This window comes from Prosthecobacter sp. (assembly GCF_034366625.1).
Taxonomy (GTDB): Bacteria; Verrucomicrobiota; Verrucomicrobiia; order Verrucomicrobiales; family Verrucomicrobiaceae; genus Prosthecobacter.
Window position 1 is genome coordinate 813,931 of record NZ_JAXMIH010000008.1, and the last position, 13,033, is coordinate 826,963.

The 13,033-nt window shown below is 61.0% G+C and carries 13 protein-coding genes; 6 read left to right on the forward strand and 7 right to left on the reverse strand.

From position 1 onward, the window contains the following. Window positions 1-4 precede the first annotated feature (4 nt). The 4 genes from U1A53_RS11695 to U1A53_RS11710 are packed head-to-tail and all read right to left on the reverse strand — an operon-like array spanning window position 5 to window position 3,521. Window positions 5-1,033 (reverse strand): VWA domain-containing protein, encoded by a 1,029-nt coding sequence (locus U1A53_RS11695; RefSeq protein ID WP_322281068.1) that lies wholly within the window; start codon window positions 1,031-1,033, stop codon window positions 5-7. After that, entirely contained in the window at window positions 1,030-1,590 is a 561-nt protein-coding gene (locus U1A53_RS11700) for a DUF4381 family protein (protein WP_322281069.1), read from the reverse strand. The genes U1A53_RS11695 and U1A53_RS11700 overlap by 4 nt, the downstream gene beginning before the upstream one ends. Further along, window positions 1,587-2,507 carry a DUF58 domain-containing protein gene (locus tag U1A53_RS11705; protein ID WP_322281070.1) on the reverse strand — a complete coding sequence of 307 codons (921 nt, stop codon included), beginning with the start codon at window positions 2,505-2,507 and terminating at the stop codon, window positions 1,587-1,589. The genes U1A53_RS11700 and U1A53_RS11705 overlap by 4 nt, the downstream gene beginning before the upstream one ends. Window positions 2,508-2,519: 12 nt before the next feature. After that, window positions 2,520-3,521, reverse strand: a complete 1,002-nt coding sequence (locus U1A53_RS11710; protein WP_322281071.1) for a MoxR family ATPase — start codon at window positions 3,519-3,521, stop codon at window positions 2,520-2,522. A 124-nt stretch (window positions 3,522-3,645) separates the two neighbouring features. Between U1A53_RS11710 and araD the strand changes: the two genes are divergently transcribed. The 3 genes from araD (at window position 3,646) to U1A53_RS11725 (ending at window position 6,244) form a co-directional block, all read left to right on the forward strand. Then, window positions 3,646-4,344: an L-ribulose-5-phosphate 4-epimerase AraD gene (gene araD / locus U1A53_RS11715; protein ID WP_322281073.1), complete on the forward strand. Its 699-nt coding sequence runs from the start codon at window positions 3,646-3,648 to the stop codon at window positions 4,342-4,344. A gap of 64 nt (window positions 4,345-4,408) precedes the next feature. Then, window positions 4,409-4,603 carry a hypothetical protein gene (locus U1A53_RS11720; RefSeq protein WP_322281074.1) on the forward strand — a complete coding sequence of 65 codons (195 nt, stop codon included), beginning with the start codon at window positions 4,409-4,411 and terminating at the stop codon, window positions 4,601-4,603. Window positions 4,604-4,669: 66 nt separating this feature from the next. Beyond that, entirely contained in the window at window positions 4,670-6,244 is a 1,575-nt protein-coding gene (locus tag U1A53_RS11725) for an FAD-dependent oxidoreductase (protein ID WP_322281075.1), read from the forward strand. A 12-nt stretch (window positions 6,245-6,256) separates the two neighbouring features. Here the strand turns inward: U1A53_RS11725 and U1A53_RS11730 are convergent, their stop codons facing one another. Beyond that, a complete protein-coding gene (locus tag U1A53_RS11730) occupies window positions 6,257-7,054 on the reverse strand; it encodes a ThuA domain-containing protein (RefSeq protein ID WP_322281077.1) in 798 nt (265 codons plus the stop codon). A gap of 76 nt (window positions 7,055-7,130) precedes the next feature. On the opposite strand from U1A53_RS11730, the gene U1A53_RS11735 reads away from it, so the two are divergent. Further along, window positions 7,131-8,087 carry a D-2-hydroxyacid dehydrogenase gene (locus U1A53_RS11735; protein ID WP_322281078.1) on the forward strand — a complete coding sequence of 319 codons (957 nt, stop codon included), beginning with the start codon at window positions 7,131-7,133 and terminating at the stop codon, window positions 8,085-8,087. Window positions 8,088-8,098: 11 nt separating this feature from the next. Here U1A53_RS11735 and U1A53_RS11740 read toward each other — a convergent pair whose 3' ends face one another. Together U1A53_RS11740 and leuB are read right to left on the reverse strand one after the other, a co-directional pair. Next, window positions 8,099-8,647: a hypothetical protein gene (locus U1A53_RS11740; RefSeq protein ID WP_322281079.1), complete on the reverse strand. Its 549-nt coding sequence runs from the start codon at window positions 8,645-8,647 to the stop codon at window positions 8,099-8,101. 445 nt (window positions 8,648-9,092) lie between these two features. Beyond that, complete coding sequence (leuB, locus tag U1A53_RS11745; RefSeq protein ID WP_322281081.1) at window positions 9,093-10,199, reverse strand: 3-isopropylmalate dehydrogenase; 1,107 nt, start codon at window positions 10,197-10,199, stop codon at window positions 9,093-9,095. A 193-nt stretch (window positions 10,200-10,392) separates the two neighbouring features. Between leuB and rpsO the strand changes: the two genes are divergently transcribed. Further along, entirely contained in the window at window positions 10,393-10,653 is a 261-nt protein-coding gene (rpsO, locus tag U1A53_RS11750; RefSeq protein ID WP_322281083.1) for a 30S ribosomal protein S15, read from the forward strand. A gap of 176 nt (window positions 10,654-10,829) precedes the next feature. Continuing rightward, window positions 10,830-12,983: a polyribonucleotide nucleotidyltransferase gene (locus tag U1A53_RS11755; protein WP_322281085.1), complete on the forward strand. Its 2,154-nt coding sequence runs from the start codon at window positions 10,830-10,832 to the stop codon at window positions 12,981-12,983. The last annotated feature ends 50 nt before the right edge of the window (window positions 12,984-13,033 follow it).

Sequence of the window (13,033 nt, forward strand, 5' to 3'; positions counted from 1 at the left end):
AAAATCAGGTGGCGACCGGTTCAGGGGCCGAATGCAGGACCGTCAGCGACAGCAGCAGGGCCAGAAACAGCGCGATGGCGGAAACCGCGAGCGGCCACGGGAACAATTCATCGGTCTCGGTGATTTTGCGCCGCTCAATCTTGGTTTTTTCGAGCTTGTCGATGGTGGCGAACACATCGCCGAGGGAACTGAGGTTCTGCGCCATGTAGAACTGGCCGCTGCCGATGGCGGCTACTTCTTTGAGCGTGCCTTCATCAAACAACTGCTGGCCCACCGGCGTGAAGGTGCCGCGTTTTGGATCGGGAATGCTGTGAATGCCCGGCGTGCCGATGGCGATGGTGTAGATCTTGATGCCGAGCGTGGCGGCCAGTTTCGCGGCATCCTGCGGGCTCAGACGGCCGGAATTGTTCGCCCCATCGGTCAGCAGCACGATGACCTTGCTGGGTGATTTTTCACGACGCATGCGGTTGGCGGCGGAGGCAATGCCAGAACCAATGGCGGTACCATCCCCCACGCGCTGGGTTTGCACACGGTCGAGATTGTTGATCAGCCAGTCGCGATCGAGCGTGAGCGGGCAGGGGAGGTAGGTCTCGCCTGCAAAGGCCACGATGCCGATGCGATCGCTTTTGCGGCCCTTGATGAAGTCCGCCATCACGCGCTTGGCGGCGGTGAGACGATTCACGGGCTGTCCGCCGATGTAGAAGTCTTCGATCAGCATCGAAAGTGAGACATCCACGGTCAGCATGATCGCGATGCCCTCGGCCTTTTCCTCATCAAACGACAGCACCTTCTGCGGACGTGACAGCGCCCCGATGCCAAAGGTGAGGCTGATCAGGACCAGGCCAAAGATGAAGCCGCCGAGACCGTTGCGTGCTGGCCGGCCGAGATCACGCAGCAGCGAGGTGGTGGGAAACTTGATCGCCGCGCGTCTGCCGCGCGCACCGCGCAGCATGGCCAGCAATGGCACGAACAGCAGCAGCAGCAGCCACAGCGGATGCAGAATCTGAAAATTGGGGATGCCGGGGATGGTCATGGTTTCTCCTCCTGCATGCGTGCAAGCGCTTGATCGATGAGCACGGTTGATTCCTCCTGGGTGCGTGGAGCAGGCATGAACGAGATGTCATCACACAGGTGCGCGACGGGCTCAAAACGCTCACGCCACAATCCCTGGGTGCGAGGGATCGGCACCCCTGGCAGCCGTTCTGGTCTGCCGTCGAAAATTTCGTGGGTCGTGCGGGAGGGCGCGGGCACGGCGTAGCGCTCCTGCAGATAGCGCCGCAGAACTTGCGAAACGCGGTGGCCCATGTCCTGGGGCGGAATGGCTTGGGCGCGGGTGCGCAGATCATTCAGCGCGCGAAAGGCCGCGCTCCACGGCTGGCGCAGCGGTGCCGGCGGCAGATGCTTCGGCCGGACCAGCAGCCACACGATGATCGCGATCAATAGCACCAGCAGGAGGGCGGCGGCCCACGGAATCCACCACGGCGGCGGCAGGTCCACGCTCTCAGGCGGCGGAAGCTGCGGATGCGGCAGCGGTGCCGGGCCCGGAAACTGTGCCAGCAGTGTGTTCACGAGAAGCAGCGTGGTTTTCATCGGCGCCTCCTCCTTTTGCGTGAGCGGAAATACGCCTTCAAGGCCGGCACGTAATCCTCATCGGTGCGCACGGTGATGCGTTCCACTCCGCTGCGGCGCAGCAGATGCACCAGGGCGTTCTGTCGTTCGGTCACGCGTTGCTCATAACGCGCGCGCACGGCCGGATGGGAGGTGTTGACGAGGATTTGTTCCCCGGTTTCCGGGTCTTCGAGGCAGACGCGGCCCGCGTCCGGCAGGGTGATCTCGCGCGGGTCCATGATCTGCGCCGCCACCACGTCGTGTTTGGCCGCCACGGCACGCAGGCTCTTCTCCCAGGCGTGATCCGGGGTGATGAAATCCGAAATCACGATCACCAGCGCCCGATGCGCGATGCGTTCGAGGGCGAGGTCGAGCGCGGGCTTGATGTCCGTGCCCTGCTGCTTCGGTTCGTTGTTCAAAATATCGCGCAGGATGCGCAGCGCATGCGGCGCGCCTTTGCGTGCGGGCAGGTACTGCTCAATGCCGTTGGAAAACAGCGTGAGGCCGACCTTGTCCTGATTTTGCACGGCGCTGAAGGCAAACACCGCCGCGATCTCCGCCGCGCGCTCGCGTTTGGAGTCCTCTTGGCTGCCGTAGTCGGCGGAACCACTGACATCGACGCAGAGCATCACCGTCAGCTCACGTTCCTCGACGTACTTGCGCACAAAGGGGTCGTTCATGCGCGCGGTGACGTTCCAGTCGATGAAGCGCACATCATCGCCGGGCTGGTACTCGCGAAAATCGTCAAACTCGATGCCCTGGCCCTTGAAACGCGAGTGGTACTGCCCGCCGAGCATTTCCTTCACCATGCCACGTGTGAGCAGTTCGATGCGCCGCACGCGCTTGAGAATGCGCGTGAGCCTGGCGTCGTTGTCGTTCTGCGCAATTTCCCGGTTCACGGTGTGGGCGGTTTAAGGAACCGGCAGCTTGTCGAGCAGCGTCTTGACCACGTCTTCCGCAGTCACACCCTCGGCCTCGGCTTCATACGAAAGCAGAATGCGGTGGCGCAAGATGTCGGGGGCGAGGTCTTTGATGTCCTGCGGAATGACGTAATTGCGGCCGTTGAGGAAGGCCAGCGCTTTGGCGGCCAGGGCGAGATTGATCGTGCCGCGTGGCGAGGCACCGCAGCGGATGAGCAGCTTCAAATGCGGTGCCAGCGTCTCGGGATGACGCGTGGAATGGATGAGGGCGACGATGTAATCGCGGATCTTTTCATCCATGAAAAGGTCGTTCACCACCATGCGGCTGGCGCTGATGGTGGCGACGTCCGTCACTTGGCTCACATCCAGCTTCGGCGCGGAAGTGGCCATCGCATCAAGCACCTGGCGTTCTTCGACCGGCGTCGGATAAGTGACGCGTACTTTGAGCAGGAAGCGGTCGAGCTGAGCCTCAGGCAGCGTGTAGGTGCCCTCCTGGTCGATGGGGTTCTGCGTGGCCAGCACCATGAAGGGATCAGGCAGCTTGTGGGTGTGCTCGCCGATGGTGACCTGGCGTTCCTGCATGGATTCGAGCAGGGCGCTCTGCACCTTCGCCGGAGCACGGTTGATTTCGTCCGCCAGCACCAGATTGGCAAAAATGGGGCCGAGACGTGGCGTGAACGTGCCGTCCTTCGGATGATACACCATCGTGCCGATGACATCCGCTGGCAGCAGGTCAGGCGTGAACTGGATGCGCTGGAACTTCGCACGCAAAGTGCCCGCGAGTGTGCGCACGGCGAGCGTTTTGGCGATGCCGGGAACGCCTTCAAGCAGGACGTGGCCGTTGGTCAGCAGCGCCACCAGCAGGCGGTCCACCAGCGCCGTCTGACCTATCAGCACGCGGGCGATTTCGGTTCGGAGAGGAGCCACCCAGGAGGAGGCTTGGATGATGGCTTCCTGATCAGGAACGGCAGGGGGGGCGGCAGGGGCAGGCATGTGAAGGTGAGTACTGGTCAACGGGGCGGCATCACCCGTCAACCTTCAAGGATCAGCGTATTAACGCCGCTCATGCCTGTTTATGTTGCTGGAATTGCGGGAGGTTCCGGCTTTGATGCCGTGAATGACCCTCAACGACCTTCGCGAACAAGTCTGTGACGCCAACCGTGCCCTTGAGCCCAGCGGCCTTGTGCGTCTGACCTGGGGCAACGTCAGCGGCATCGACCGTGCATCTGGTCTGTGGGCGATCAAACCGAGCGGCGTTGATTATTCCGCGCTCAAGCCTGCCGACATCGTCGTGCTCGATCTCGCGGGGAAAGTCGTGGAGGGCAAACTGCGGCCCTCCTCCGATACGAAGACGCATCTGGTGCTTTACCGTGAATTTCCCGACATCGGCGGCATCACGCACACGCACAGCCTGCATGCCACGATGTTCGCGCAGGCCGGACGCGAGCTGCCGTGCTTCGGCACCACGCATGCCGATCATTTCCACGGCACCGTGCCCATCGTGCGTGCGCTCACGCCGGAGGAAGTGGCCGGGGACTACGAGCACTTCACTGGCGTCGCCATCGTTGAGCGTCTGCGTGAGCTGAAATTGAATCCGCTCGAAATGCCCGCCGTGCTGCAACTGCACCACGCGCCCTTCACCTTCGGCAGAAACGCCATGGACTCGCTCAACAACAGCATCGCCCTCGAAATGTGCGCCCACATGGCCCTCGGCTCGTTTTCACTCAATTCGGCGATGGAATCACTCCCGGCGCACATTTTGGAAAAACATCATCTGCGCAAACACGGGCCGGGGGCGTATTACGGACAGAAATAGTCAAAAAGCAGCCAAACATCGCCGCCTTGTGAAACACAGTCATTCATTCTCAAATTCCCGCCGCTTGAGCGTTCCCGCACTGCTGATCCTGCCGGTATTCGCAGCTTGTACAACTGAGAAGCGTCATGAAATCTGGCGCACACTCGACCCCGCCGGCTACAAGCACACGCACAGCGAGGTCTTCAATCCCAAGAAGTACAAACGCGCGCCTGAACGTGAAACCGAGGACATGGAACTGGAGATGGAAAACCTTCGGTAGGAACAAAAAGGGGAATTGACACGAAAAGTCCGTTGAGACGCCGGACGCGTGTGAGAGAATCCGCGCATGCCAAACGCCTCACACGCTCCAACCGGTGACGCTGTGCCTGCGGCGTTTCCGCCTGCCGCTTCGCGTCGTGAATTTTTGCGTCTGCTCACCTTGGCGTCGGCGGCACCACTGAGCGTCGCACCGCTTTTCGCCGACGTGAATGCGGCGACAAAGACCGGAAAGCCGCTCAAGATCATCATCGCTGGAGCTGGTCTCGCCGGTTTGTGTGCCGCCTACGAATTGGAGAAACGCGGCCACCAGTGCGTGATCCTGGAAGCAGATGGAAGTCACGTCGGTGGCCGCGTGCGGACATTGCGTCTGCAAGATGGACTTTACGGCGAAGCCGGGGCCATGCGTGTGCCAGAGTCGCATCAGATCACGCGGCATTATCTCAAAGAGCTGGGCGTGGCGCTGAGGCCCTTCGTTTACACCAACGACAACGCCTGGTGTTATCTGCGTGGCCACCGCGCACGGCTCAAGGATCTGGACACGCTCAAACCGCACTTCGCACTCAGTGAGCGTGAGCGGAAGATGTCACCGGCGGACATGTGGAAGGTATCGGTAGTGAGCCGTTTGGAAAAACTCTCCGCCGCCGAGAAGGCTGACATGCTCGCTCCCCACCCGACCACTTCCGCGTGCCAGGCGCTCGACAGGCTGTCGCTGCGGCAGTTGCTGGAGGCGGATGGATTTTCCGATGAAGCCATTGAACTGGCGGCGGTGATCTGGGGCCAGGAAGCCCTGCTCGACAGCGCCGCCACCGAGCACATGCGTGAGGAGATGGAGAATGTGTGGAACCTCACGTTCGACGAGATAGTCGGCGGCACAGATCGCTTCGCTACCGCCTTCGTGTCGCAGCTAAAATCCAAACTGCGTACGGGCTGCGAGATCATTCGACTCGAGCAAAGCGCGGACGGAAAACGCGCCGCCGCTGTTTTTCGCAATCGCGCGAACAACGGCGCGGAGGAACGTGAGGAGGGTGATTTCCTCATCTGTACGCTGCCATGTCCTGTGCTCGGTCGTATCGAGACACCCGGCTTTTCCGGCGCGAAGCTGCGCAGCATCCGCCAGCTCATCTACGACTCCTCCACCAAGGTGCTCGCGGTGACGAAACGCCGCTTCTGGGAAACAGACGACGGTATTTACGGCGGCGGCACCTTCACCGATATGCCAACCGCGACGACTTACTACCCGGCGGACAACGCGCAGGCCAAAGACCCTGCTGTTTCTGCGAAACCATCCGTTTTTCTCGCTTCCTACTCATGGGGACAGCAGGCAAGACGCCTCGGTGCGCTCGAACCCACTGCACAGCGTGACGTGGTGCTCGCGCATTTGAGCAAGGTGCATCCGCAGCTCTCCGTGCCCGGCATGGTCACGCGCACCATCGGTTGGAGCTGGGATCGCCATCCGTGGAGCGGCGGAGCCTTCGCGTGGTTCAATCCCGGCCAGCACGGCGCGCTGCATCGGCATCTGCTCGAACCCGAAGGCCGCATCCACTTCGCTGGTGAGCACGCGTCGCTCGCGCACACTTGGATGCAGGGCGCGTTGGAGTCCGCGTTGCGTGCGGTGAAGGAAGTGCTCACCGCGCAGGCTTGAGGCTGTCGCGGCTTACTTCTGCTTCGACTCGTAGCCCGGCAGCGGCTTGCCGTTTTCGTCGAGCTTGTCGCAGGCCCAAAGCAGGCCGCGTGCGACGAGATCGAGGTAAACCGGATCCTGCATCGTGCTGTTGTTGTGACCGAGCGTGGTGCCGAACACGCGGCCTGCACCGTATTGGTTCGTCCAGATGCAGTGATGGTCCTTTTGCGTGTCCTCGCCGAAGGCGGTGGCCAGCGGCTTGAAGTTCTCCCACAGCTTCTCGTTCTTGTAGAGCTCGTCCTTGGGGTCGAGCCACTCTTTGGGAAAAGCCTTCATGATCGGGTGCTCCTCGGCCACGTTCCGCACTTTGAGATCGCGGTTCTTTTCGTGGCTCATCGAGGTCTGGCCCAGGCATTTGCGCCACTCGTCGGTCTTCGCGGCACGGTAACTGTGCGTGGAGCAGTGCAGCATCACGGCGGGCACGCCTTCGAAATGCGCTTTGGCGATGCCATCGACAAACGCCACGTCCGTCACCGCTCCGAAGCATTCGTTGTGAACGACCACGTCATATTTTTTCGCCCAGCCTGCTTCCTTGTAGATGCTGATCTGATGCGTGCGGTCATCCTTCACCCGCGCCTCCTCATGCACGATGGTGAACTCGACATTCGCCCGCGCGCTGATGCCCTCGCTGAGGATCAGCTTCTGGTTTTCGTAATCATGACAGCAGCCGCCGCAGACCATGAGGACTTTGAGTGGTTTCACATCTTCGGCCCGGATGCTGGAGGCAAGCAGGCAGGTGAGGGAGAGAAGGAAGAGCAGAGTTGGGCGCATGGCGGCAGCATTATCGTCAGGTGATGACTTTTTCTCCCAAAATTCTATTTTTTCGGCTAAGCATGCCGCCCTTCTCATGAAAATCGTTCTTCTCGACGCCCACACCGCGAATCCAGGTGACCTTTCCTGGCAACCGCTCGAAGCCATCGCTCTCTGCGACGTCTATCCGCGCACGCCTCTGGATGAAACCGTGGCCCGCTGTGCCGGGGCGGAAATTGTGATCACGAACAAGGCCCCTCTGACGCGTGAAATCATCGCAGCGCTGCCAGAATTGAAATACATCGGTGTCACGGCCACGGGCTTTAATGTGGTCGATGTCGTGGCCGCGAAGGAACGCGGCATCGTGGTGACGAATGTGCCGGGCTACAGCACACCGGCGGTCGCGCAGCATGTGATCGCTTTGATGCTGGAACTGACGAATCATGTCGGCCATGCGGCGAAGAGTGTGGAGCAGGGTGGCTGGGTGAAATGCCCGGATTTTTGCTACTGGGACCATCCGATCATCGAACTAGCCGGACGCACGCTGGGAATCATCGGTTATGGCGAAATTGGCGGTGCGGTGGCGAGGATCGGCGTGGCTTTTGGCATGAAGGTGCTCGCTTCCAAGCGCACCTGGAAAGAAGCACCGCCCGCAGGCGTCGAAGCCGCTGAGATCGACGATATTTTCCGCCAGTCAGACGTGATCAGCCTGCACTGCCCGCTGACCGATGCCACGAAGCATCTCGTCGGCGAGCGCACGCTCGGATTGATGAAGCGCGAGACATTCGTGATCAACACCGGCCGTGGTCCGCTCGTGGATGAAGCCGCTTTGGCCCAGGCATTGAACGAAGGCCGCATCGCCGGTGCCGGACTCGACGTGCTGTCGGTGGAGCCTGCGAAAGCGGACAATCCGCTGCTCAGCACGAAAAACTGCCTCATTACCCCGCACGTCGCCTGGGCCAGCCGCGAATCACGCGCCCGCCTCATCGACATCACCGCCGCGAACTTGAGGGCGTACCTGGCGGGGAAGCCGGTGAATGTGGTGAATCCTTGAGAGCGGACTGCTCACAGATCATCATCGTTCACGTCTTCGAATGCTTTGCGTTTTGGGAGAACGCCGGTTTCACGCCATAAGCGAGCATCGGCGACTGCCTCGGCGAGCAAGCGGTCGGTCGAAATCAAGCCTGGCGGGACTGGTGCCAGCAGGGCGTCGATGATGCATGACTGCCTGTTGGCATTTTGCATGACGTTGCCGGGGTGAAGGTCACTGAGCACCCAGGCGCGTTCATCGCACCAGATGATCCAGACCGGGCGCTTAAAGCTGGCCTTGCAAGGCACGGCGCGCATTGCTTCGATCGCTTGTGGTCGTGCGGTGTCAATTTTGGCAATCGTCGCATCGCGTTCGCTTTCGATGTCACCGAAGGATTGGGCCAGGGGCTGTTTGGCGATCAGGTAATCTCCATGCTCGTCCAAGCCGACGAGTTCGGTGGGGTGTGCGCCAGCATCGTGCAAAACCATGAGTTTCTCGATAGTCTCGGCGAGGACGGCATCGCGGACGCTCATCGAGAATCCAGTGCGCTCGGCATCACGTTCAATCTCGAAGGTCTTTCCCAAGCCGCCGTTGCTGTGCAGAGGAAAGAGCTTGTAAACGACTCCCCACTCCAGATCGGCGAAGGGGGATGCCTCGGCTCCGGTTTTGAGAGGAATCAGGAAGCGTGAAGTCAGCATGCCATCGCGGTCCAGGCCAAGCCCGAGGCCGCTCAAACTGACGAGCGGGACGGCCCAGTCGCGTGCCCTTGAGGCAACAAGGGCTGCCCAAACATCAGCCGAAAGCGATTCCCGGGATGGAGCTGATCGAGCTGCCTCCTGGATGCCTTGCGCTCGCTGTCGGTTAAGGGCAGAGCAAGCTGCGCGTTCTCCTGCCCCGAAGGCCGCGCCGGTGAGGGCGGTTTCGCGACCGGTGCGGAAGTCGATGTGAAATTGAGTTGAGGCGATTCCATTCACTTAGAATTATCCATGCTGGGGGTCGATTCAACTGCTAGACTGACGAGTTTGAAGCTCACAGCGCCGCGATGATCGCTTCGCCAATCTCCTTGGTGTTGACCTTCTTGGTGCCAGGAGCGCCGCTGAAGATGTCTCCGGTGCGGAGGCCGGCGTCGATGACTTTTTTGACGGCGGTTTCGATCTGAAGGGCTTCTTTTTCGAGGCCGAGGGAGAAACGCAGGAGGAGGGCGACGGAGAGGATCTGGGCGATGGGATTGGCGATGCCCATGCCGGCGATGTCGGGGGCGGTGCCGCCGGAAGGCTCGAAGAGGCCGAAGTAGAGGCCGTCGCCTTTCGGTTTGCCGAGGCTGGCGCTGGCGAGCATGCCGAGGGAGCCGCAGATCATGGCCATTTCGTCGCTGAGAATGTCGCCAAAGAGGTTTTCGGTGACGAGCACGTCGAAGCTGCGCGGCGCTTTGATGAGCTGCATGGCGGCGTTATCGACATAGAGATGCGCGAGGGTGACGTCGGGGTATTCCTTGGCGACTTCGACCATCGTTTCGCGCCAGAGGACGGAATTGGTGAGGACGTTGGCTTTATCGACGCTGGTGACGTGTTTGCGGCGGAGTTGCGCGGCTTTGAAGGCGACGTGCGCGATGCGGACGATCTCGCTCTTTTTATACACCATCGTGTCGATGACCTCGATGTCGCCATCGGGGAGCACGGTGCGGCTTTTCGGCTGGCCGAAGTACATGCCGCCGGTGAGTTCACGCACACAGAGCACGTCGAAGCCGCCTTGGACGAGGTCGGGGCGGATGGGGGAGGAGGAAGTCAGGGCAGGGTGGCAGATGCCGGGGCGCAGGTTGGCAAAGAGGCCGAAATGTTTTCTCAACGGGAGCAGGGCACCGCGCTCGGGCTGCTCGTTCGGGGGCAGCTTTTCCCATTTCGGGCCACCGACGGAGCCGAACAGGATGGCATCGCTGGCTTCACAGGCGGCGACGGTTTCAGCGGGGAGGGCCTTGCCCACGGCGTCGATCGCAGCGCCGCCGACGAGCTGGTGGTTGTATTCGAAGGTGAGACTGGAACGGGCGGCGACGGCGTCGAGGACTTTGAGCGCCTCGGCCATGACTTCAGGGCCGATGCCGTCTCCGGGGAGGACTGCGAGTTTGAACGTGCGTGACATATATTGAAAGGGGGCCGGTTTATGGATGAGGATGAGGCCGTAGGCAAGCGCCGGGATGGGGCCGAACAGGAGGAAATCTTGTTCACAAAGCCGTAAACTTCCCCTTGCCAAAAAAGGCTTCTATGGTTCCTTCGCGGCCCCACATCCTAGAACACACACCGCCTGACAAGTTGTCCGGCCATTCAACCAAACCATGAGCGAAGCAACCCTCCCCGATTCCACCTCCTTCAAGATCCACGACAAGGACACCGGCAGCGCCGACGTCCAGGTGGCCCTCTTGACGAAGCGAATCAACGATCTGACGCAGCACCTCGCCGCGCATCAGAAAGATCATTCCACACGTCGCGGCCTCCTTCAGATGGTCGCACGTCGTCGCAAGCTGCTGGACTACCTGAAGCTGACCGCTGTAGAACGTTACCAGAAGCTGCTCAAGAGCCTGAATCTGCGCCGCTAACAGAATTTTACGAGGGGTGATGCCACAAGCATCGCCCCTTTTCTGTTTCAGGCTTCCACCAGCATGTCGGCGATAGCCGATGCTCACGCTGCATGATGCGCCATCGCGCATCCCCGACGGGCTGAAGCCCGGGATTATTTTCACCCAAACACAAACCAACACACACACGCCAACCTATGGCCATACACAAAGTAACCGCCGCCCTCGGACAGGGCACCATTGAAATCGAAACCGGCAAGCTCGCAAAGCTCGCTGATGGAGCCGTCACCGTTCGTCTCGGCGACACCATCGTCATCGTCACCGCCGTCTCCGCCACCAAGCTGAAAGAAGGCCAGGACTGGTTCCCGCTCAGCGTGGAATACAAAGAAAAGGCATCCGCCGCAGGCCGCTTCCCTGGTGGCTACTTCAAACGCGAAGGCCGCCCCACCGAAAAGGAAATCCTCACCTGCCGCATGACGGACCGCCCATTGCGCCCGTTGTTCCCGAAAGGCTACCTCTACGACACCCAGATCGTCGCCCTGCTCCTCAGCGCTGATGGCGAAAATGATCCCGACATCCTCGCGATGAACGGCGCTTCCGCCGCCCTTTGCGTTTCCGACATCCCGTTCGCCGGCCCGGTGGGCGCGGTGCGCGTCGGCCGCATCAATGGCGAGTTCGTTGCCAATCCGACACAGACGCAGCGTCTCGACAGCGATCTCGACCTCGTCTATGTCGGCAATGCCACGGACGTGATCATGATCGAAGGCGCGGCCAATGAGCTGCCTGAAGCCGAGTTCGTGAAAGCCCTCCACTTTGCGCAAGCTCAGGTGCAGCCGATCGTGGCCGCCCAGGTTGAACTGGCCAGACTGGCTGGCAAAGCCAAGCGCGAAGTCCCTCTCATGCTCGTCAAAGATGAGCTGCTCGAAATCGCCTACCAGATCGCGGGTGACCGCATCGAAGGCGCGCTTTACACGCCTTCCAAAGTTGCCCGCGGCAAAGCCGTCGGCGCGTTGAAGGACGAAGCGGAAGCAGCCATCAAGGCCAAGTTCCCCGAAGCCACCGGCTTCGAAATCAGCCAGGCATTCGACTACCTCCAGAAGAAAGCCTTCCGCATCAGCATCCTCGACAAGAAGAACCGCTGCGACGGCCGTGGTCTCGACGATCTGCGCACGCTCTACGGCGAAGCCTCCGTGCTTCCCCGCACGCATGGTTCCGCCATCTTCTCGCGTGGCGAAACGCAGGCGCTCGCCATCGCGACGCTCGCTCCCGCTGATGAAGCCCAGGAAATGGACACCTACGCCGGTGGCCCAGAATCGAAGCGCTTCATCCTGCATTACAACTTCCCTCCGTTCTCCGTCGGTGAAACCGGCCGCTTCGGCGGTCAGAATCGTCGTGAAATCGGCCACGGCGCTCTCGCCGAGCGTTCCATCGCTCCCGTCATTCCTGCGAAGGAAGTCTTCCCTTACGCCATGCGCGTGAGCAGCGAGGTCATGGAGTCCAACGGCTCCACTTCGATGGCCTCCGTGTGCTCCGGCGTCATGGCGCTCATGGATGCAGGCGTGCCTCTGATCCGCCCTGTGGCTGGCATCAGTGTCGGCCTCGTCTCCGAGTTCGACTCCAGCGACAAGATGTCCCGCTACCTCACGATGATCGACATCCTGGGCAGCGAAGACCACTTCGGCGACATGGACTTCAAGCTCTGCGGCACCAGCGAAGGCGTCACAGGCTACCAGCTCGACCTCAAGCTCCCCGGCATCCCTTTGAGCATTCTCGAGGAAGCCATCGTGAAGGCCAAGAGCGCCCGCACCACCATCCTCTCGGCCATGCACGCCGCCATCGGCGAAATCAAGCCGCTGAGCAAGTATGCCCCGCGCATCGAGATCATCAAAATCAACCCTGACAAGATCGGTGAGCTCATCGGTCCTGGCGGCAAGAACATCAAGGCCATCCAGGCCGAGTCCGGCGCTGAAATCAGCATCGAGGACGACGGCACGGTGTACGTTTATTCCAACCGCAAGGAAGGCATCGAACGCGCGATCGAAATGATCAGCGGCACCTCCCAGGAAATCGAAGTCGGCAAGATCTACACCGGCAAGATCGTCAGCACGACGAACTTCGGCGCCTTCATGAACCTCGGCGGCAAGAAGGACGGGCTGATCCACATCAGCGAACTCGCCGACTTCCGCGTCAACCGCACCGAAGACGTCGTCAAGGTCGGCGACATCGTCACCGCCAAGTGCCTCGGCATTGACGACAAGGGCCGCGTGAAAATGAGCCGCAAGGCCGCGATGAAGGAAAAAGACGCCGCTGCCGCCGCTGGCGAAGCCGCTCCTGCCGAAGACCTCGGCTAAGCCTCACCTGCCACATAATCCAAACCACGAAGGGGCCGCGTAACTGCGGC

Excerpts from the sequence above, each read along its gene's own strand:
- U1A53_RS11695 (WP_322281068.1), bottom strand. The coding sequence starts at position 1,033 with ATGACCATCCCCGGCATCCCCAATTTTCAGATTCTGCATCCGCTGTGG.
- U1A53_RS11700 (WP_322281069.1), bottom strand. The coding sequence starts at position 1,590 with ATGAAAACCACGCTGCTTCTCGTGAACACACTGCTGGCACAGTTTCCG.
- U1A53_RS11710 (WP_322281071.1), bottom strand. The coding sequence starts at position 3,521 with ATGCCTGCCCCTGCCGCCCCCCCTGCCGTTCCTGATCAGGAAGCCATC.
- araD (WP_322281073.1), top strand. The coding sequence starts at position 3,646 with ATGACCCTCAACGACCTTCGCGAACAAGTCTGTGACGCCAACCGTGCC.
- U1A53_RS11725 (WP_322281075.1), top strand. The coding sequence starts at position 4,670 with ATGCCAAACGCCTCACACGCTCCAACCGGTGACGCTGTGCCTGCGGCG.
- U1A53_RS11730 (WP_322281077.1), bottom strand. The coding sequence starts at position 7,054 with ATGCGCCCAACTCTGCTCTTCCTTCTCTCCCTCACCTGCCTGCTTGCC.
- U1A53_RS11735 (WP_322281078.1), top strand. The coding sequence starts at position 7,131 with ATGAAAATCGTTCTTCTCGACGCCCACACCGCGAATCCAGGTGACCTT.
- leuB (WP_322281081.1), bottom strand. The coding sequence starts at position 10,199 with ATGTCACGCACGTTCAAACTCGCAGTCCTCCCCGGAGACGGCATCGGC.
- rpsO (WP_322281083.1), top strand. The coding sequence starts at position 10,393 with ATGAGCGAAGCAACCCTCCCCGATTCCACCTCCTTCAAGATCCACGAC.
- U1A53_RS11755 (WP_322281085.1), top strand. The coding sequence starts at position 10,830 with ATGGCCATACACAAAGTAACCGCCGCCCTCGGACAGGGCACCATTGAA.